We start from the raw sequence: 18781 nt of genomic DNA, 5'->3' as shown, positions 1-18781 counted from the left end.
CCCGCGCCGCCGGCCCCGCCGTTTCCGCCCGCGCCGCCGGCCCCGCCGTTTCCGCCCGCGCCGCCGGCCCCGCCGTTTCCGCCCGCGCCGCCGGCCCCGCCGGCCCCCGCGTCGAGCGAACAGACGGGGCCGCCGGGGACGCACTCGACGCTCGACGTCGCGAAATACACCCCGATCGGCTTGTACACGATGCCGGAGCCGAAGGTAAGTCCGTGGCGTCCGCACACGATGTTCCACACAATCGGCTGATAGAGGGGATACGCCTCCAGCCGAGCATACCCGAACGCCGGGACGAGGATGGTAGAGTTCGCCTCGAGCGTGAACTCCTGGCTCACGTTGAACCCGACCGCCTTGGAGATCTCCGAGTCCGCCGGCGTCCTGGTGGTCGTCACCGATACCTCCGCCGCGACGCTCGACGCGAAGGACAGGGAGAGTGTTCGGGGCCCCACTCCTTCCGACGCGCTGATCAGGTGCGCGGGATCCTCCCAATGAACCGTATCCGGAAGGAAGGTGACGTCCTCGATGAGGATCCGACCGCGGCAAACCTCGCCTACGGCCTCGGCGACCTCCGCATCGTCATCCGGGGCCGCCGATGGGTCGCCTGCACATCCGAAAGCGTGGAATGCCATCACCACTGGAATCGAATTTCGCATTAGGTTGAATGCTGACATCGTATGCGCTCCGTAAAACGCGAGGACAAGCGTTCCACATGCGACACCTAAGGCTCGTCACCCCGTAACGGGAGCCTTGGCGTAATGATCGGAATTGCACTATGCAGCGAGCGCGAAGGCGCATCTCACGCGTGCGCGGCGCACTCGTTTCGCCGCTTCCATCGGCTTCCTTCCGCAGGAGACGGCGCGGAGACGAGCGCTCGTGAAGGAGGAGTCATGAAATCGTCGGCGGCATCGATGATAGTCCTGGGCGCGATGATGGCGTTCGGCGAGGTGACCCAGGACGGCGGCGATGACGGGTGGAAGATCGTCCAGGCCGCGGACTTCGATTTCGACGGGATGGCGGACGTGCTTTGGAACGACACGCGCGACAACCTCTTCTCCATCTGGTTGATGGAGGGGACGGGTCCGCGAGCGCCCGGGCCGGTCATCGCCGGACCACCGGGCGATGGCTGGTCGGTGCCGACCGCAGGGGATTTCAATCGAGATGGCATGGCGGACGTGCTCTGGAGCAATGCGAAGAGAAATCGTTTCGCCGTATGGCTCATGAACGGAGCGTCGGTGCTCACCGTCGGCCCCGAAATTCCGGGGCCCATCGGGGACGACTGGACGCTCGTGCCGAGCGTGTCCGACTTCAACCTCGACGGCTGGTCCGACGTGGTCTTCCACCAGGCGAAGACGAACCTGTTTTCCGTGTGGCTCATGAACGGCGCGACCGTGCTCGCGCGGGGACCGGCGCTGTACGGCCCGATCGGAGACGAATGGAGCGTGTCCACGACAGCGGATTTCAATGGTGACGGCATGAGTGACATCGTCTGGGGCGATGCGACGAACGATCGGATGGCGATTTGGCTGATGAACGGCACGGCGCTCCTCGCGCGGGGGCCTTCGGTCTCGGGGCCACTCGGCATCGATTGGACCTTGGTCACGACCGCGGGCGACATCAATTTCGATGGTATGGCCGATCTTGTCTGGACCACGGACCCGCCAAGCCTGTTCACGGTTTGGCTGATGGGCGGGACGTCGCTTCTCGGGCAGGGACCGCTCGTCGCGGGGCCGGAAGACGATGATTGGAGCGTCGCGACGGCCGGGGACTTGAATGGCGACGGAGTGATGGATTTGGTATGGCAGGCCCAAAACCCGCCTCGCATGACCGCGTGGGTGATGCGCGGGACGAGCGTCGCCATGGCTGGGCCCGTGATCCAGGGGCCGAATGCGCCGTGACGGCCTGGCATTGAAATGACCGAGCACGACTTGCAGGCGCCTACCACACCTCCTTCCAGATGGGCTCGACATCGCCCGGAGGAAGCCCCGTACCCGAGACGGGGCCTGCGCCGACCAGCGTGTCATTCACGTCGATGTTGTCCAGAACGGCGAGGCCGAAGTTGTCGGGACCGGTGTCTTGCCCCTCGTCGAAGACAATCGAGAGACTCTCGACTTTTATCGCGGGGATCATCCACCTGAGCCTGAGCCAGCCATCGCCAGAAGCCTCGACGACCGGCGGCGGCGAGCTGCAGCCGATGGACGTGGCCGCGCCGCCCCCGAAAGGGGTGATGTCGAACCGCGGCGCCCCATTGCTACAGTGGGATCCGGCCGGCTCGCCCAGCGAATCCGGCTTCCAGATGTCGTAGCCGACCTCCGTCACGATCTCGCCTCTCGCGCCCTTGATCTCCACGACCGCGGCCGCGAAATTGGCGGTCGGTCCCGTCTTGACGAGCAGGAGCCCCTCATTGCGACGATCTCTCGGGTCCCCCGTCGCACAGGCCGGATCGGAGAACGACTCCGTCGTGGTGCTGCCGTCGTGCGAAATACGTGCGCCCGTGGGGCAACCAATACCGGCGAGCCATTCCGCCTGGACGAGGAACGTGTTCGCGGGATCGAACTCGAACGGATACGCCTCGAGCCTATCGATCCATGCATACGCTGCGCCCGTGCCAAGAACGAGAATCGCCACCGACGCAAGGTGAGCGCGAAGCTTCATGTAACCCCCTTGTAGAGCCGCGCCAGACGGTCCCCCGACGTCATCGCGGCCCGCAACACATATCACAAACCGATTGTCAAAGAAAGGAGCACGGCGAGCAAACCGCTTTTGAGCGATGCGACCACGGCATCACGCGGCCCCCTCCACTGCTCTTGCCTCCTTCAGGCCCCGTCGGGAGCCGGCGCACGTGCCGGAAGGGAACACCGTAGCGGAGGCGCCTGGCGGGAAAAACGCCTGCGGCGAGCGGCGCGATCACCTTCGTGACGATCTTGGCTCGTACTCCCACACGCCCACGATCCGGCCCTCGATCACCACCGCGCGCAGGGTCATGTGTTTGGTGTCCCCCGGCGTCTCCCCCTTCGTTTGTCCCCAGACCGGCACCTTGCGCGCGTGGCGCCGCTCATCCACGAGCAGCGCCGGGCCGCGCTCCGTGTACCCCTGCATCGTGTGCGTGGCGAGGAGCAGGGTCCGTCCCGCACGGGCCAGCCTTGCGACGTCTAAATACAAGCGTATTCCGAGGACGACGACCGACGATCGAGGGCGCGCAGCAAGTTCATCGGCATCCTGCTAGGCCGGGCCTCCCGCCAATCGGCCGACGCCGAACCGCGCCGCCACGGCGAGCAGGGTGCCCACGTTCTGCACGTCCTCGGTCGGGAGCAAGATCCGCTTGCCCGAGGTGAGCCGCACTTCGAGCCAGCGAAACGAGAGCTGCATGGCGTCGACGTCGTACTCCCGCGAGTTGCGATTCCCGTAATGAATGCCGGACGCGTCGACCCTGAGCGGGCCAAACCAGAGCCGTTCTCCCGCGTCGAGCGCAGCCTGCGTATCGGCGAGCACCCGCACGGCCGTCTCGTTTTGCACCCGCGTGGCCAGGTCCCGCGCGTTCTCGATCTCCGCCGGGAGCCGGATCACCAGGCCGTCGCGCGATCCGAGGCGCACGATGAACTCGGGCGAACGTACGGGCTCGTAGAATCGCGCCCAGATCCCGGTCACGTCCTCCCAGAAGAACGTATGTTTCCCCGTATACTTGGTTACAACGAGCCCCTCGTCGTGCACCGTCACGTGCGCCCGCATGTCGCGCAAGAAGCCACGCAGCGACACGGCCGCGACGGTGCCGAACATGCCCGTGTAGAGGAGCCTGGCCACCGTGGCGCCCCAATCCGAGCCGCCCGAGAGCGCCCCGAGGAGACACGCGAGCGCGGCCAGGCCCGTGGTCACGCCGACGAACAACGACGACGCGCGGCGCAGCTTGCTCGGGCGATACGTCGCGAGAGGCGGGCCGAGCCTGAGCGGAGCCGCGCGGTAGGGGCTGATCGCGTGGGTACTCGTGTCGCTGCTGCGGGCTTCGAGGCGCGGGGGCACGGTCGGGCGCGAGTATACCCTCGTTCCGCGTGCGGCGTGCTACCCTCCGCGCGAACGCGAGATGCGGTATCTCTCCCTGCTCGGCCTCCAGCTTCGCAAGTCCGTGACCCTCGCGATGCAATATCGCTGGGATTTCGTGGTCAGCGGGGCCCTCGCCCTGCTCTGGACGGCCGCGGGCCTGGTGCCGTTCCACGTGGCGTTCCACGACCGGCCGCCCGTCGGAGGCTGGACGTACGAAAACGCGCTCGTGGTCGTCGGCTTTTTCACGCTGCTCCGGGGCGTGCTCGACGGCGCGGTGAACCCCTCGCTCCTGTCGGTCGTGCAGCAGATCCGCGAAGGCACGCTCGATTTCGTGCTGCTCAAGCCCGCCGACGCGCAGTTCCTCGTGTCGACCACGAAGTTCGAAGTCTTCCGCATGTTCGACGCGATCGCCGGGCTCTCGCTCGTCACCTTCGCTTTCGTGCGCCTCGGCCGCGTCCCGACCGCGGGCGGCATCCTCACCGCCCTCGCCATGCTCGCCGCGGCCACCGTGGTCCTTTATTCGATCTGGATCCTCGTCATCGCCGCGGCCTTCTGGGTCGTTCGCGTCGACAACCTCGCTTATCTCTTCGATTCCCTCTTCGATTTCGCTCGCTGGCCCGTGTCCGTGTTCAAGGGGGTCTGGAAGATCATCTTCACGTTCGTCATCCCGCTCGGCATCATGACGACGTATCCGGCCGAAGCGCTGCTCGGCGCGCTCGCCACGCAGACCGCCGTGGCCTCGATCTGCGGCGCGGCTTTGCTCGCCGTGGCCGCGCGGTTCGTCTGGACACGCGCGATCGGCCATTATACCTCCGCTTCGAGCTGAACCCACCGATGCCCTCCGATCTCGCCCTCGACACCGCCGTCACGCCCGTCCCCGATTCGCCCGGCCATTACACGACGAATCTGCCCGACGCCTGGAGCTGGAACCTGCCCTCGGGCGGCGTGCTCATGACCGTGGCGCTCCGCGCGATCGAACACACGATCGCCGATGGGACCTTTCGCCCGGTCTCGGCGACGACGCTCTTTTGCAATCCCGTCCCGGCCGGTCCGCTCGACGTCCGCGTCGAGATCCTCCGGCGCGGCAATGCGGCCGTGCAGGCGCGCGCCTCGCTCCGCGCGCAGGCGTCCCCGGGCACGGACCTCGAGGTGAGCGCGACGTTCGCGCGCGAGCGGCCGGGATTCGAGCTCATCGACACGGCGATGCCGCGCGTGCCGGATCCGGAAGACGCGCCGCTCATCGTGGAGCCGCGCCGCTCGGCCCTTGGCCGGAACCATTACCCGTTCCTCGACAATTTCGACTCGCGCCTCGCGCTCGGGCACGTCTGGTGGAAGCCGGACTGGCCCGCGGGCGCTGCTCGTTATGGGCGGTGGATGCGTTACAAGATCCCGCAGCGCCTCGCGGACGGCACGCTCGATCCGTTCGCGATCCCGCCGATCGCGGACCTCATGCCGCCGGCCCTGCGCCAGAAGCTCGGCCCGGAGGGCCCCCATTTCCACGCGCCGAGCCTGGACCTCACGGTGCATTTCCTCGACCCCACGGCGAGCGAATGGCAACTCGTGAGCGTGTGGGCGCGGAGAGCGCGGGCCGGATATGCGACGGCGGAGGCGGAGGTGTGGGGCGCCGACGGAAAGCTCACGGCGTACGCGACGCAGACGATGTTTCTGCGGAAGCCGACTCGCTAGCCGGCAAGAACGGCGCGAGCAGGAGCCCGAGATAACTCTTCGGCGCGGCGAACGGGACGCCGAGGTCGTACGTCTCGTCCTCTTTGGGGCAATGGTGCGTCCCGAAGATCACGTCGAGCAGAGGCGCGACGTTCGCGAAGTTGTGCGATGTGCGTTCGAGGCGAGCGTGGTGGAAGTGGTGGAGCTCGGGCGCGCCGAGAAGCCATTTCAGCGGGCCGAGGGGCAGGCGCACGTTGGAATGGATGAAGATGGCCCACGCGCCCCGGAAGACGATGAACCCCGCGAGCGCCCGCGGCGAGAAGCCGAGCAAGAGCGCCGGCAAGTTCGTCGCGAGTTGCGTGAGGACGCCGTCGACCGGGTGCTCGCGATGCGCCGCGACCCAGTCGAGGTGCTCGCTCGTGTGATGCACGGCGTGGAAGCGCCAGAGGAAATCGAAGCCGTGGCAAGCACGGTGGTACCAGTAGACGCAGAGATCGCCGAGCAGGACCACGAGGATGGCCTGGACGAAGAAGGGTTGCGCCGCGAAAAACGCGCGGGGTCCTTCCGGCAGGTGGCCGCCGATCCAGGCCGAGGCCGTGCGCGCAATGAAAATCGCGAGGGCATTCCAGACGAGGTATTGCCCGAAGAAGAAGCAGAGGTCGAGCCCGAGGGCAGGCCGGAGGATCCGCTGGTGTCTGGCCGGAAAAACCCGTTCCAGCGGGACGAACATCACCGTGAGCACGGCGAGGCTCGCGAGCGCGGCCCAGAGCGCGTCGAGCGCTTGCAGGAGTTCACTGCGGAGCATGGGCCTTCGAGGGAGCTGCGTTGTTCGAGGGCGGCGCGTTTTGAAGAATGCCCGACTCGCCCTTCGGGGCCGCGGAGCCCTGGGAGCTCGGCCGGAACATCCGCCCCGATTTCGTCGTGCCGAACATCTCGTCGCCCACGTCGAGCGAGCCAGTGGAAGCGGGCGCGGCGGTGGGGCTTCCGGGCATGGGCCCCGGTGTAGCGGACGGAGCGGGCGGCGGGACGGCGGCGCGCGGTTCGGGGACGGCCGAGGGCGCGGGAGGCTCGCTGCGAGAACAACCGGTCGAGAGCGAGGCCTGCGTCACGAGGACGCCGAGGACGCCCACGGAGAGCATCAGCGTGGCCACGCGAAGGAGGAGCGAGGAGCGCGGAGGTGCAGCCATGGAGCCTTCGACGTACGAGGCCCCCGCGCGCGTTGACGAATCCGTCGAGGACCCGCACGATGCCTCGCGATGGAACGAACGAAGGTGCGATCGGCGGCCCTCCTCGCGCTCGTCGCGGCGCTCGCCCTGCCCTCGCGGGCGCTCGCGGACGCCGTCCCGCCCGCGCCGACCTCCTGTCCCCCCGAAACGCATGGCATCACGGGGCACGCCGGGACGGGCTGCGCGCCCGACCACTGCCCCGTCATCGGGTCGGAAGGCGGCGTCTGCGCCGGCGGCCGGCCTTGCTGCTTGATGGAGGTGTGCAACGCCCGCGACCGAAACCCCTGCGCGCCGGGACAGGAGTGCGTCGAGGTGCGGGCGTGCGTCGCGCCGGGCGTCATCCGCACGCCGGGATCGGGGCGCAGCTTTCGCGAGGCCGTGAGCCACGTGAACGAGGACAAAGGCTGCCTCACCCCGGGCTCGACGCAGGAAATCGTGGGCACGTGCATGGCGAAGACGACCTCCGGCGTGAGCGCCCCGGGCCGCCGCCGCGGCGGCATGTGCTCGGTTGATCTCGACACGACGGGCGAGTCCCCGGCGCTCCCGCTCGCCGCGGGCGCAATCGTTTGTCTCGGCGCATGGGCGCGGAGGCGCAAGCCCCGATGCTGAAATGGCTGCTCATCGGGCTCGTGGTGTTCCTGATCTACCGGCTCGCGCAGAAGCGGCCGCGCTACGATCGGCTGTTCTCCCCGGATCACCTGATGGAGATCTCGCGCGGGCTCGGCCGCGCCAAGGAGGCCGCGCTCGCGGGCGCGGGGAAAGGGCCGCCCGCGGATCCGTTCGCCGAGGGCAATGCGTTCATCACGTCCGCCGACATCGCAGTCGCGTACACGGTCGCGAAGGCAGACGAAAAGGACGGCCACGAGCACCACATCTCGCTCTCCTACCGCGGCGGCGCGTTCGCCCGCGCGGCCGGGGGATTTCTGGCCGCGGCGATCCTTCGCTTGCTGGGCGTCGAGGACAAACCCAGCATGCTCGCGGTTTCCAATAGCGGCGTCTATCACCTGATTTTCAAGATCCCGGCGGCGGAAGAATCGCGCTTCGCGGCGAAACCCGTCCCGGCGCTCGACGAGGAGGCCGCGCGGGCGCTGCTCGGCACGGCCATGGACGAGCGGGGCCCGCTGCTCGCGCGCCTCGGCAAGCTCGACGTGAAGCTGCCGAAAGGAGGCGCGTGAAGCCGGCGCACATCGCAGACCGAAGGGCCCGCGAGGAGCTCGCGCGCCTGCTCGAACGATTCGCCGGAAGGCCCCGCCCGATCCAGGTCGTCAAAAAATCCGAATACTGGCACCAGCGGGCCGCCGGCGCGGCGCTCTGGGCCGTGACGTTCGGCGGCCAGAACAAGTACCTCACCCATTACGTGACCACGCTCGGCCACACGATCTACGTGCCCGACGATTTCGACGACTGGGTGCCCACGCGCTCGCTCGAAATCCTCCGCCACGAGGCCGTGCACGTCGCGCAATTCGAGCGATACGGCTGGATCCTCATGGTCCTCTTCTACGGCATCCTGCCCTTGCCGATGGGCCTGTCCTGGTTCCGCGCGCGCCTCGAGTGGGAGGCCTACGAGGAGACGCTGCGCGCGGTCGCCGAGATCGAGGGCCTCGCCGCGGCGCGCGCCCCCGCGCTGCGGGCGGAGATCGTGCGGCGCTTCACGGGGCCGGATTATGGCTGGATGTGGCCTTTCCCGCGCACGGTGGAGCGCTGGATCGACGAGGCGCTCGTGAAGATCGAGGGCGAGCTCGCGCGGAAGGCGTCGACACCGTCTCCCGAGAAGCGTTAGCCTGGCCCGAGCCCCGGAGGTAGCCCGCCCGTGTGGATCATCCTGGCCGTCCTCGCCGTCCTCGTCCTCGCCGTCGCGATCTACGACGTGACGCAAACGAAACACGCGATCCTGCGTAATTTCCCGATCATCGGGCATTTCCGCTACCTGCTCGAAGCGGTGGGGCCGGAGCTCCGGCAATACATCGTCACGAACAACGACGAGGAGCGCCCCTTCAGCCGCGACCAGCGCCGCTGGATTTACTCGTCGGCCAAAAAAGAGAACAACTACTTCGGGTTCGGTACGGACAACGACCTCGAACAGAGCCCGAACTACCTCATCGTCAAGCACGCGGCTTTCCCGCTGCCGGAGTTGCACGCGGGCGAGCCCGGCTACGACCCGGGCTACCGCGTGCCCTGCGCGAAGGTGCTCGGCGGCAAGCGGAACCGGAAGAAGTCATTCCGCGCGAATTCGGTGATCAACACGTCGGCGATGAGCTACGGCTCGCTCTCGGGCGCGGCCGTGGAGGCGATCAACCGCGGCGCGAAGATCGCGGGCTGCATGCAGAACACCGGCGAGGGCGGCGTATCGCCGCACCACCGGCACGGCGGGGATCTCGTCTGGCAAATCGGCACGGGGTATTTCGGTTGCCGCGACGAGAAAGGGCGCTTCAGCATGGAGCGATTCCTGGAGTCGGTCGCGTCGGCGCCGATCCGCGCGCTCGAGATCAAGCTGAGCCAGGGCGCCAAGCCCGGCCTCGGCGGCGTCCTGCCCGGCGCGAAGGTGACGCCCGAGATCGCGAAGATCCGCGGCATTCCGGTCGGAGAAACCTGCATCAGCCCCGCCGCGCACACGGCGTTCTCCTCGGCCGACGAGCTGCTCGATTTCGCGGAGAAGCTCGCCGAGGCGTCGGGCCTGCCCGTGGGGATCAAATCGGCCGTCGGTCAGGAGAAATTCTGGCACGAGCTCGCGAAGCTCATGGCGCGCGGTGATCGCGGCGTCGATTTCATCACCATCGACGGCGGCGAGGGCGGCACGGGCGCAGCTCCGCTCGTCTTCAGCGACCACGTGGCGCTGCCCTTCAAGATCGGGATGAGCCGCATCTATCGCATCTTCGCCGAGGCCGGGATCGCCGAGGACGTGGTCTTCATCGGCTCGGGCAAGCTCGGCTTCCCGCACGCCTCGCTGCTCGCGTTCGCGCTCGGCTGCGACATGGTGAACGTCGCGCGCGAGGCCATGCTCTCGATTGGCTGCATCCAGGCGCAGGAGTGCCACACGGGCCATTGCCCCACGGGCGTCGCCACGCAAAACCGCTGGCTCGTGCGCGGGCTCGACCCGACGGACAAGTCGGCCCGATTCGCGAATTACGTGACCGCCCTGCGCAAGGAGCTGCTCCAGCTCGCGCGGGCCTGCGGCGTGCCGCATCCAGCGCTGGTGACGCTCGACGAGCTGGAGATCCTCGACGATCGGCTGCACGCGCGCCAGGCGTCCGCGGTCTTCGAGTATCAGCCCGGCTGGGGCCGTCCCTCGGCCGCGGACATGGAGGCGATTCGCGTGATCATGGCCGGCAAACCGGCGCCCGCGCTCCCGAGCGGCGAGGGGCTCGTCATCGCGCCGGCCTGAGCCGCGTTTCTTCCAAGCTTCGAAAACGAAAGCGCCGCCCGAGGGGGGCGGCGCTTTTTCATTTCACGCGTGCTCCGGAGAGCGCCGCGGAAACCTCACTTCGCGTCGACGGGGATCGAGACAGTCTCGGTGAACGGCTCGCACGTCGTGTCCGTGCAGACCGCGCCCTTGAGCTCGGCCTCGATGGTCTTCTTCCCCGGCGCGGCGGCCGTCGCGACCACGGTGAAGCTCAGCTCTTCCTTCGAGACCTTCGCGTCGGCGGCGACGAGCTTCGCCTTCTCGACCGTCACGCCGTCCGGCGCCTTGAGAACGAGCTTGTGCGGGTACTCGAGGTTGACGTGATACGCGCCCTTCGCCTTGACGGTCACGACCGCCGTCGCCTTGCCGCCGGACTTGCCAGCCGCAGGCGAAACCTTGACGTCGTACTTGTCGCCCGCGAATGCGGCACCAGCAAAAGCAAGGATAGCAACAGCAGCGAGCGAAAGGGCTTTCTTCATGACGACCGTCCTCCTACGTGATTCTGTTTCAGCACGTCCCGTGCCAGACGTCAACGCCCGCCGCACATCCGCAACGGTCGCGAGAAATTACCGTATCCTCGCGATTTTTCGCCGTTACGGGCCGGGACGTCAGGAGACGCAACATACGGGGATGGATCAAGAACGGACCGGGTGGGGAAATATTCATCCACCCAGGGGGACGATCCGCTGTTCGGCACGATAAAACTCGAACCGCTGCTCCGTGCCGTGCCAGTACGCCACGCGGACACGCGAAGGAATGGTGAGGCCGCCCTCGCTGGACTCCTCGTCGACGTCGACCCCGAACGGGATCCACGTGAAGCGCTTGTCCTTGGTCTGGTTCGACCAGCGCAAAAGGCTCGCCGAGCGCACCCGGCCCGCGTCGTCGATCGCGATCGCCACGGTGTGCGGCTCGCCCGCGATGCGAAGCGTGGCGCGGATCGCGTCGGGGCCCTCGACCTCCCAGCGCACGCCACGCGAAGGGAGCAGCGCCGCCGGCGAGAGGATCGATTCGAGCGCGAGTCGGCCCGCCGCCGAACGGCGCACGTCGAGGCCCCGCGCATGCGCCACGGGGACCGCGCCGATCGCATAAAACTCAGTGCCCGCGTCCTCGCCTTCGAGCCAGTCGTACCCCACGAAGCGGCCACGCCCGGCGCCGACCGTGGCCTTCCAGACGAACCCACGCGGCGGCGCGAGGAGCGCCTCGGCCTCCATCGGTCGCCACGCGTCCGTCGGCGAGAGGCGCATCTCGCCATGAATCGCGAGGCGCACGGCCGGATCGAGGGGCGCTCCCTCGGCGAGCGCATGCCGGAAGTAACGGGCCACGGGCTCGGGGAGGTCGTCGAGCTCGCGAGGATCGAAGCGGCCCTCGGTGGGCCGAGGCAGGAGCGCGCGCCACCGCCGCTGGATCACGCGGTCGCCATACAGCCGCCGGCCGGCGAGGATGACCGCGCCTCCGAACAACGTGCCCGTGACCCCGTAGACGATGCGGGGGATCAACCTGCCGCCGCCACGAGAAGCCATCCGCTCCTTCGCCTTCCTTTCAGGGCGTCGCGCCGGCGTCCATCTTCGCACGCGAGAGCAGGATGGCCACCTCCATCGGCGTCGGCGTGCCGCAGAGCTCGCTCATCGCAGGCTGCAGCGTCTCGGCGTGCGGCTCGAAACCGTCGGCCGTGACGACGACGTTCACCGGGCCGCTCGTCCAGAGCTCACACGCGAGCGAGGCGAGGTCCGTGGGCGGAGGCTTGCTTCGATCGATGTTGCAAACGAAATTGGCGCCGTCGTCGAGCGTCTTCCACGTGGTCGCGTCGGACAGGACGAACGGCGGTTCGTCCCCGGCGCTCCACTCGACGACGATGCGAAGATCCGGCGGGAGGGGTTCGTCCTCCGCGCGGATGTCGAGGACGAAGAGCGGCTCCGGGGGTCGTACGGGACAACCCCCCTCGCCGCCATGTCCGCCATCCACATCGGGCGGCGGAGGTTTGGGACGCTCACACGCGATGAGCCCTGCAAGGACGACCCCCAGAAGCCCTATGCTCGAGACGAACGCTCTGCGTGAAGACACAGTGCGTCGGAGAATAACTGATTTTCCCGACGATCACTTGGGCGGGGGCGGGGGCGGCGCGATCGTCGCGAGGTTCAGGCCACCCGGGTACTGGTAACTCGTGTACGAGCCATACCCCATGACCTGGATACCGACGGGCTCCGTCGCAGTGAGCACGTGGGCACCGTTCTTTCCAGGGCCGAGCGGGACACGCACGATGCCGAAGCCAGAGCCGATCAGCTGCGGCGACTGCGCGACCTCCTGCCCATCGAGCGTGACCTTCGCCGTGACCGGCTGCACGACGTCGACGTAACTCTCGTCGTAATCGCTCGGCGCGAGGAAGACGTACTTCAAGCGGTATTGCTCGACCGCGGTGGCGAGGCTCTGCGCGGGATCGCCCTTCGCCTGCTCGAAGGCGAACGGATCGACGATCGAGGCGCCGAGCTGGAAGGAGGCGACGGCGAACTCGTGGTCGCCGCTGATCTCGAAGTCCTGGCCGACCTGGCCGAGGTCGACGACCTGGCCTTCGTTGATGCTGAGCGGCGCGCCTGGCGGCGCCCCGCCCGGGTACGTGAGCTTCGTGCCGTTGACGTTGCCGAAGATGCGCACGACGTGGCCGACGGGGCCGCCACCCGGCGACGTCGGGACCGTGACGAAATAACGCTTGCCAAGGGTCTCGGCCGGGAAGACGGACTCCTCGATGTGATCACAAGCCGTGGCGCCGAGCGGCATCTGCGTGCACGGCAAGCCCGCGATGACCTGCACGGGTTTGTCCGCGTACACTTGCGAGCCGGCCGGGTCCGCGTACGGGGAGTAGACGACCTCGACGACCTCGCCGCGGTTGAGCGAGAAGCTCGCAATGCCGTTCGGCCCGGTGCTCGGGACGCCGCCGCCGCCGACGAGATCGCCGAGGCCCGAGACCTTGACCTGCACGTTCGTCCCGTCCGCCGTGCCCGTGATCGCGAAGTAGGCGCCGATGCTCGGCGTGGGCCAGCCAGCCGCGCTCGTGATGCGGTAGTTGCCGGTCATGGCCGTGCTCGGGAGCAGGAGCGAGGCGTCGTTCGAGTAGGAGAAGCAGCCGATGCCGCTGAGCTCGCCGGGGCACGAGCTCCAGTCCTTGCCAGGCGGTCCGCCCTGCGGGCCGTACTCGAGCGCGTTGAACTGGTAGACCGTGACGGGGCGGGTCGCGACGAGGTGGTAGGCGCCGTTCGGCACGCGCACGGTGTTCGAGAGAGGCGTGGCCGAGCCGAACGAGTCGGCGTCCGGGCCCTTCAGCTCGGGGACCCACGGGAGGTAGATCTTCGCGAGGTCGTTCGCCGGGACCGTCGCCGTCGCGATCGTCTCGGGCCCACGCGTGACGGTGACGTTCGCCGGCTGGTCGCCCGCGTTCGCCACGACGACCGCGTAGTCGAAGATCGACCAGACGTTGTTCGCGACAACCGTGGGCCAGAAGTCGCAGCCGATGTACGTGCGCGCCGCCGCAGCTTCGTCGCACGTCGTCGGATCGACGCCGGGATCGCCGCCGCCCAGGCCGCCGCCGCCCGAGCCGCCGGAGCCGACGAAGATGACGCCGCCCGAGCCGCCGCTGCCCGGCCCTCCTGGCCCGCCAGGCCCTTCGCCTCCGGCGCCGCCGTCGCCGAACTCGTTTCGGCCCGTGGTCGCGGAGCAGGAGACCGCGAGGGCCCCCGGGACGAGGAGAAGCGCGAAAGCAACGAGTGTTGTGTGCTTGAGCCCGGCTGAAGTCATGCGCACGATTATCCGCCCCGCGCCGTGTCAGGCACAAGGGCGATCGGGCGCTTCGAGCAGTTCAGTGCGCGGCGCGGTTCCGCTCGTGGATGCTCTCCAGGATGATGACCGCCGTCTCCTCGATCGCGCGGCCCGTGACATCGACGACGGGCCAGTCGGGGTGCGCGCGGAAGATGTTGTGCGCGAAGTCGAGCTCCGTGCGCACGTGCTCCCGCATCGCGTAATTCGTCTCGGGGGGCATGCCGAGCTGGCGCAGGCGCGCCTGGCGGATCTCGCAGAGCTGATCGAGGCCGATCGTGAGGCCGACGATGCGATCGCTCGGCGCCTCCTCGATCTCGTGCGGGAGCGGGACGCCGAGCACGAGCGGGAGGTTCGCGACCTTGAGGCCGCGCTGCGCGAGCAGCGTCGAGAGCGGCGTCTTCGAGGTGCGCGAGACGCCGACGAGGATGATGTCGGCCTTGCGGAAGTTGCGCGGCTCCTTGCCGTCGTCGCTCTTCACGGCGAACTCGACGGCCTCGATGCGGCGGAAGTACTCGTCGCTGAGCGGCAGCATCGCGCTCGGCAGGTTGATCGGCTCGCGATCGAGGAAGGTGCCGAGCTTGCCGATGAGCGAGCCGATCACGTCGATCGCCTCGATGCGCAGCTCCGCCGTCGCCGAGTGGATGAACTCGCGCAGCTCGGGGCTGACGACGGTGAACACGAGGAGGGCGCCCTCTTTCGCGGCGCGCTCGAGCACCGGACGCGCGACTTCCTTCGTGCGCACGCGCGTGTGCAGGCGAATCTGTACGCCCGCCTGCGGGAACTGGAGGAGCGCTGCGCGGACGACCTTCTCCGCAGTCTCCCCCGTCGAGTCGCTCAGCACGTCGATGAACTTGGACATGGGCTTGCTCATTCTCGTCTTCGTCTCGGTCGGATCGAGGAGCGCTGACGTGGTCGTTTGAGCCACGCCGCTCGAACGACAAGCCTACCCAAAAAGGTTCTTCAACTTGTCCATGAAACTCTCACGCTCGGGCTCTTGCGGCGCCTCGCCCAGGGTCGACGCGAACTGGGTGATGAGCGCCTTCTGCTCGTCCGTGAGCCGCGTCGGCACTTCGACCCCGATTTCCACGAGCTGATCGCCCCGGCCGCCCATGACGCGGCGCACGATGCCCTTGCCTTTGACGCGCAGCACCGAGCCCGGCTGCGTGCCCGCGGGGATGCGCAACTTGCCCTTGCCTTCGAGCGTCGGGACCTCGACCTCGCCGCCGAGCGCGGCGATCGGGAAGGAGATCGGCAGCGAGCAGACGACATCGTCGCCGACACGGCGGAAAAACTCGTGCGGCGCGACGCGGATCGTGAGCTCGAGGTCGCCGGGCGCGCGATCGGGGCGCGTGCAGTTGCCGCCGCGCTCGACGAGGCGCGTGGCGCCGTTCTCGATGCCCGCGGGGATCGTGACCTCGATCGTGCGCGACTTCGCGACGACGCCCGCGCCGCGGCAGTTCTTGCACGGGTCGAGCACGATGCGGCCCGTGCCGCGGCAGCGCGTGCACGGGCGCTCGATCGCGATCGGGAAGACGCCCTGCTGCATGCGGACGCGGCCGCGGCCGAGGCAGAGGTCGCAGCGCTCGGTCTGCGTGCCCTTCGCCGCGCCGACGCCGCCGCAGTCGCCGCAGGGCTCGACGCGCTCGTACGTGATCTCCTTCGTGCAGCCGAACGCGGCTTCCTCGAAGCTGATGCGGATCTCTTTCTGCAGGTTGCCGCGGTCGCCGACCTTGATGCCGAGCGCGCCGAGCAGATCGCCGAAGATGCCGTCGATGTTGAGGTCGTTCAGGTCGACGTAGCCCGCGCCGCCGAAGGGGCTGCCCGGCTGCGCGCCAGCGCCGCCGACGCCCATCGGCCCGAAGCGATCGAACGCGGCGCGCTTCTGCGGATCACTGAGGATCTGGTAGGCCGCGTTGATCTCCTTGAAGCGCTGATGCGCCCCATCGTCACCCGGGTTCTTGTCCGGATGGTGCTGCGCGGCGAGCTTGCGGAAGGCGCTCTTGATCTCGTCCTGCGTCGCCGAGCGGTCGACGCCGAGCACATCGTAGGGATCGCGCACGGGGGCCGGAATAGCACCGATCCGGACGAGGGCCCAGGGGGTTCGGGAAAGGGTTCGGCGCGGGCCGAGCGCGCGTTCAGGGGAGAACTTTGCGCGTCGGGCACTCGCCGTCGCCCTGGTAGTCGCCGAGCGTGCGCGCCTGGGCGAGCACGTAGTCGTACGCGGTCTCGATCGGGACGCCGGCGAGGCTGTACTTGTCGGGCGGGAAGACGTCGGCGGCTTTCGTCTGTTTCAGCTCGTCGAGCGTGGTCTCGCCGTCGTTGTCCGCGTCCGCGTCGGCGATGTACTGCGCGTAGCGCGCCGTGACCTCGGCGCCGGCCGTGATGTTGTTGAAGAACCAGTGATCTCCGTGGATCGTGGGTTTGACCGGCACGGTGCCGCCGGCCGGGACCGCGAAGCCGGGGATCTCGTCCTCCGTGGCGCAGTCGTCGTACGAGGTGCCGGCGGCGAGGCCCCAGCGGAAGGTCTTCTTCGTGGTGCCGTTGTCGAGCGTGCCCGCGATGTAGAGGGAATAGCCGCTCTCGACGAGCAACGCGACGTCGGCCTCGGCCGTGTCCCCGAGGCCCTTGGCGCCGGCTTTGGCGTTCGGCAGGTCGAAGCCGAAGCGGTCCCAGCGGGTCGCGCTCACGTCCTCGAACGTCGTCACGACGTATCCGCCCGCGGGGACCTTCTTGAGGTCGAGGACGTAGACGTCGGGCGCAGTGAGCGCCTCGGTGGCGTCGGAGCGGGAGGCGCGGATGTTGCCGATCGCGATGAGGAAGCGGTCGTAGGTGACGCTCCAGCCGTCCTGGATGTCCTCGTCGCCCATGCCGGCGGCGAGGCCGTTCGGGATGGTGTCTTCGGCCTCGACGAAGATCTGGGCCGAGCCTTTCTCGGCCGTCGCGCCGTCCTCGCCGCCGCAGCCGACGACGAAGAGGGCCGCGCTCGAGAGAGCGAGGAGCTGCGCACGGATCCCGCACATTCGCATCACTTGAATCACCTCCGCAAAAGCAACGGGCATCAAGTAGCAAGCCAGTTGCAGTAGCGCAAGGGCGAACGAGCGCGCTCGCGCGGCGCATCTGCGCGCGGAGGAGCGCCCGGGGCGGCTTGGATCACTTGGTAAGGGTGTACGTGTCGATGACCGGGTCGGTCTCGTCGGGCCGGATCTCGTGCGACTCGATCGTCAGCGAGGTCTTGTTGGCCTTGAGGAACGAGTAGAAGCCGAACACGGTCTTGCTGTCGTAGCTCCTGCTGACGTCGGTCCACACGCTGCTACCGCTTCCGTACGCATCGGCACCCGCGCCGGCGCAGACCATGTAGACCGTGCCCTTCGCGGGCGGCGCCTGGACCACGGGCTCGAGCGTGCCCTCGGCGAGAGGACCGGTGAGCGGCTTCGTGCGCTCGTAGTTGTGGTCGTGGCCGAGGACCATGAGGTCGACCTGGTACTTGTCCCAGATCGGCACGAAGAACTGACGCCCGAGCAGCACGTCCGAGTCGGTGCCGTGCGACGAGGAGGAGAACTCGGCGTGATGGTGCATGCCGACGATCCACGGCACGTTCGCGCGGTTCTTGTTCGCCGCCTCGAGGTCCTTCTCGAGCCACGCCTTCAGCATCGGCGCATATTCGGGGTTGACCGTCGGAGACGTGATCCAGAAGTCGTCGACGACCACGACGTGGACCGGGCCGATGTCGACCGAATAAAAGAGCTCGGCGTAGGCGGGGAATTTCGTGGTGTCCTGGGGGAGGACGACGCTGCTGTAGAAATGGGTCGTGTGGTTCTCGTGGTTGCCGTGCGTCGAGAGGGTGAGGATCTGGCCGAGCGTGAGGAGGCTATCGTCGGCGTCCTTCGCCGCGAGATCGAGCCACTTGTGCCATTCGCTCTGGTCGGTGGCGAAATTGATCATGTCGCCCGAGAAGAGCTGGGCCGCGACGCCGGCCTTCATCATGCGGCGCTGGATCAAGCGCCAGGCCTGGTTGTCCTGGCCGCGCGCGTCGCCCGAGACGCCGAGGACGACCTCGACATTGGGATCCTTCGGCGTGGTCGTGAAGGAATGGACTTCGCTCCAGACCTCCTTGCCCGCGGCACCGCCGCCGACGCGATAATAATAGGTCGTCGCGGGGCTCAGGCCGCAGAGATAGGCCTCGTGCATGCGGTCGTCGCCTTGCGGGGCGAGCTGGCCCTCCGGCGTCACCCACGTGACGCCATTCTTGCGATTCGCCGCGGGCCAGGTCGACGGGTCGGGCGTGGTGCCCCACTGGATCTCGCTGGCGAGGGTCTCCATGTCGGTCTGCCAGCCGAATCCCGCGGAGGTCGCAGGATCGGCGCGGCCCGGGGCATCGAGCTCGACGTTGCCGCCGAGGCCGAGGCGGACGCGGCGGATGTCGGGCGCGGCCGAGACCTTGGCGCTGCCGCGCTGGAAGTTGAGGTATTCGGGGCGGGTGGCGACCTCGAAATCGCAGCCCTCGGGCTGGAAGCGCTCGATGTTGGGCTCTGGCGGCGGCGGGTTCTGGTTCGGCTCGTCCGCGCAGGCAGGCGCGAGGAGCGCGAGACCGGCGAGGCCAGCGAGGCCGAATGCATACGAAGCGATTCTGTTCTTCATAAAGCCATCT

General features: G+C 68.2%; 21 protein-coding genes. 7 read left to right on the top strand and 14 right to left on the bottom strand.

Annotation, left to right across the window (positions count from 1 at the left end):
* Window positions 1-392 (bottom strand): hypothetical protein (locus QHF83_RS05510; RefSeq protein WP_282416706.1); only part of this gene is annotated, 392 nt, incomplete at its 3' end.
* 495 nt (window positions 393-887) lie between these two features.
* Here QHF83_RS05510 and QHF83_RS05505 point away from each other — a divergent pair.
* Complete coding sequence (locus QHF83_RS05505; protein ID WP_282416705.1) at window positions 888-1895, top strand: VCBS repeat-containing protein; 1008 nt, start codon at window positions 888-890, stop codon at window positions 1893-1895.
* Between the two features lie 40 nt (window positions 1896-1935).
* Here the strand turns inward: QHF83_RS05505 and QHF83_RS05500 are convergent, their stop codons facing one another.
* From QHF83_RS05500 to QHF83_RS05490, 3 genes are all read right to left on the bottom strand, one after another.
* Window positions 1936-2652 carry a hypothetical protein gene (locus QHF83_RS05500; RefSeq protein ID WP_282416704.1) on the bottom strand — a complete coding sequence of 239 codons (717 nt, stop codon included), beginning with the start codon at window positions 2650-2652 and terminating at the stop codon, window positions 1936-1938.
* A gap of 252 nt (window positions 2653-2904) precedes the next feature.
* Window positions 2905-3096, bottom strand: coding sequence for a hypothetical protein (locus QHF83_RS05495; RefSeq protein ID WP_282416703.1), 192 nt, complete (start codon window positions 3094-3096; stop codon window positions 2905-2907).
* A gap of 123 nt (window positions 3097-3219) precedes the next feature.
* On the bottom strand, window positions 3220-4014 hold the full coding sequence (locus tag QHF83_RS05490) for a DUF6585 family protein (RefSeq protein ID WP_282416702.1): 795 nt from the start codon (window positions 4012-4014) through the stop codon (window positions 3220-3222).
* Between the two features lie 61 nt (window positions 4015-4075).
* Here QHF83_RS05490 and QHF83_RS05485 point away from each other — a divergent pair, with 61 nt between their 5' ends.
* Both QHF83_RS05485 and QHF83_RS05480 read left to right on the top strand, forming a co-directional pair.
* Window positions 4076-4861: an ABC-2 family transporter protein gene (locus tag QHF83_RS05485; protein ID WP_282416701.1), complete on the top strand. Its 786-nt coding sequence runs from the start codon at window positions 4076-4078 to the stop codon at window positions 4859-4861.
* Window positions 4862-4869: 8 nt separating this feature from the next.
* Window positions 4870-5721 (top strand): thioesterase family protein, encoded by an 852-nt coding sequence (locus QHF83_RS05480; protein WP_282416700.1) that lies wholly within the window; start codon window positions 4870-4872, stop codon window positions 5719-5721.
* On the opposite strand, the gene QHF83_RS05475 is transcribed toward QHF83_RS05480, so the two are convergent.
* Together QHF83_RS05475 and QHF83_RS05470 are read right to left on the bottom strand one after the other, a co-directional pair.
* On the bottom strand, window positions 5672-6505 hold the full coding sequence (locus QHF83_RS05475) for a sterol desaturase family protein (protein ID WP_282416699.1): 834 nt from the start codon (window positions 6503-6505) through the stop codon (window positions 5672-5674). The two genes, QHF83_RS05480 and QHF83_RS05475, sit on opposite strands and share 50 nt — an antisense overlap.
* On the bottom strand, window positions 6492-6887 hold the full coding sequence (locus tag QHF83_RS05470) for a hypothetical protein (RefSeq protein WP_282416698.1): 396 nt from the start codon (window positions 6885-6887) through the stop codon (window positions 6492-6494). The genes QHF83_RS05475 and QHF83_RS05470 overlap by 14 nt, the downstream gene beginning before the upstream one ends.
* Window positions 6888-6956: 69 nt before the next feature.
* Between QHF83_RS05470 and QHF83_RS05465 the strand changes: the two genes are divergently transcribed.
* From QHF83_RS05465 to QHF83_RS05450, 4 genes are read left to right on the top strand one after another with little or no spacing between them, the layout of a single operon-like run.
* Entirely contained in the window at window positions 6957-7535 is a 579-nt protein-coding gene (locus QHF83_RS05465; RefSeq protein ID WP_282416697.1) for a hypothetical protein, read from the top strand.
* A complete protein-coding gene (locus QHF83_RS05460) occupies window positions 7529-8101 on the top strand; it encodes a hypothetical protein (protein ID WP_282416696.1) in 573 nt (190 codons plus the stop codon). The genes QHF83_RS05465 and QHF83_RS05460 overlap by 7 nt, the downstream gene beginning before the upstream one ends.
* Window positions 8098-8706 carry a hypothetical protein gene (locus tag QHF83_RS05455; RefSeq protein WP_282416695.1) on the top strand — a complete coding sequence of 203 codons (609 nt, stop codon included), beginning with the start codon at window positions 8098-8100 and terminating at the stop codon, window positions 8704-8706. The genes QHF83_RS05460 and QHF83_RS05455 overlap by 4 nt, the downstream gene beginning before the upstream one ends.
* Window positions 8707-8736: 30 nt before the next feature.
* Entirely contained in the window at window positions 8737-10308 is a 1572-nt protein-coding gene (locus QHF83_RS05450; RefSeq protein WP_282416694.1) for an FMN-binding glutamate synthase family protein, read from the top strand.
* 95 nt (window positions 10309-10403) lie between these two features.
* On the opposite strand, the gene QHF83_RS05445 is transcribed toward QHF83_RS05450, so the two are convergent.
* From QHF83_RS05445 to QHF83_RS05410, 8 genes are all read right to left on the bottom strand, one after another.
* Window positions 10404-10805: a hypothetical protein gene (locus QHF83_RS05445; protein ID WP_282416693.1), complete on the bottom strand. Its 402-nt coding sequence runs from the start codon at window positions 10803-10805 to the stop codon at window positions 10404-10406.
* Between the two features lie 183 nt (window positions 10806-10988).
* A complete protein-coding gene (locus QHF83_RS05440) occupies window positions 10989-11846 on the bottom strand; it encodes a DUF6544 family protein (protein WP_282416692.1) in 858 nt (285 codons plus the stop codon).
* Between the two features lie 19 nt (window positions 11847-11865).
* The gene (locus QHF83_RS05435; protein WP_282416691.1) at window positions 11866-12387 is read right to left on the bottom strand and encodes a hypothetical protein; all 522 of its coding nucleotides are present in this window, start codon (window positions 12385-12387) and stop codon (window positions 11866-11868) included.
* Window positions 12388-12420: 33 nt separating this feature from the next.
* Window positions 12421-14112 (bottom strand): IgGFc-binding protein, encoded by a 1692-nt coding sequence (locus tag QHF83_RS05430; RefSeq protein ID WP_282416690.1) that lies wholly within the window; start codon window positions 14110-14112, stop codon window positions 12421-12423.
* A 61-nt stretch (window positions 14113-14173) separates the two neighbouring features.
* On the bottom strand, window positions 14174-14992 hold the full coding sequence (locus QHF83_RS05425) for a pyruvate, water dikinase regulatory protein (RefSeq protein WP_282416689.1): 819 nt from the start codon (window positions 14990-14992) through the stop codon (window positions 14174-14176).
* Window positions 14993-15076: 84 nt separating this feature from the next.
* Window positions 15077-16204, bottom strand: a complete 1128-nt coding sequence (gene dnaJ / locus QHF83_RS05420; protein ID WP_348980426.1) for a molecular chaperone DnaJ — start codon at window positions 16202-16204, stop codon at window positions 15077-15079.
* A gap of 64 nt (window positions 16205-16268) precedes the next feature.
* Window positions 16269-17153 (bottom strand): hypothetical protein, encoded by an 885-nt coding sequence (locus QHF83_RS05415; protein ID WP_282416687.1) that lies wholly within the window; start codon window positions 17151-17153, stop codon window positions 16269-16271.
* Between the two features lie 130 nt (window positions 17154-17283).
* Window positions 17284-18771, bottom strand: a complete 1488-nt coding sequence (locus QHF83_RS05410; RefSeq protein WP_282416686.1) for a metallophosphoesterase family protein — start codon at window positions 18769-18771, stop codon at window positions 17284-17286.
* Window positions 18772-18781 lie beyond the last annotated feature (10 nt).

Source organism: Polyangium sp. 15x6 (assembly GCF_029960785.1).
GTDB lineage: Bacteria > Myxococcota_A > Polyangia > Polyangiales > Polyangiaceae > Polyangium.
Note: the sequence above shows the minus strand (reverse complement) of the source record. Positions and strands in the feature narration are given on the sequence as shown.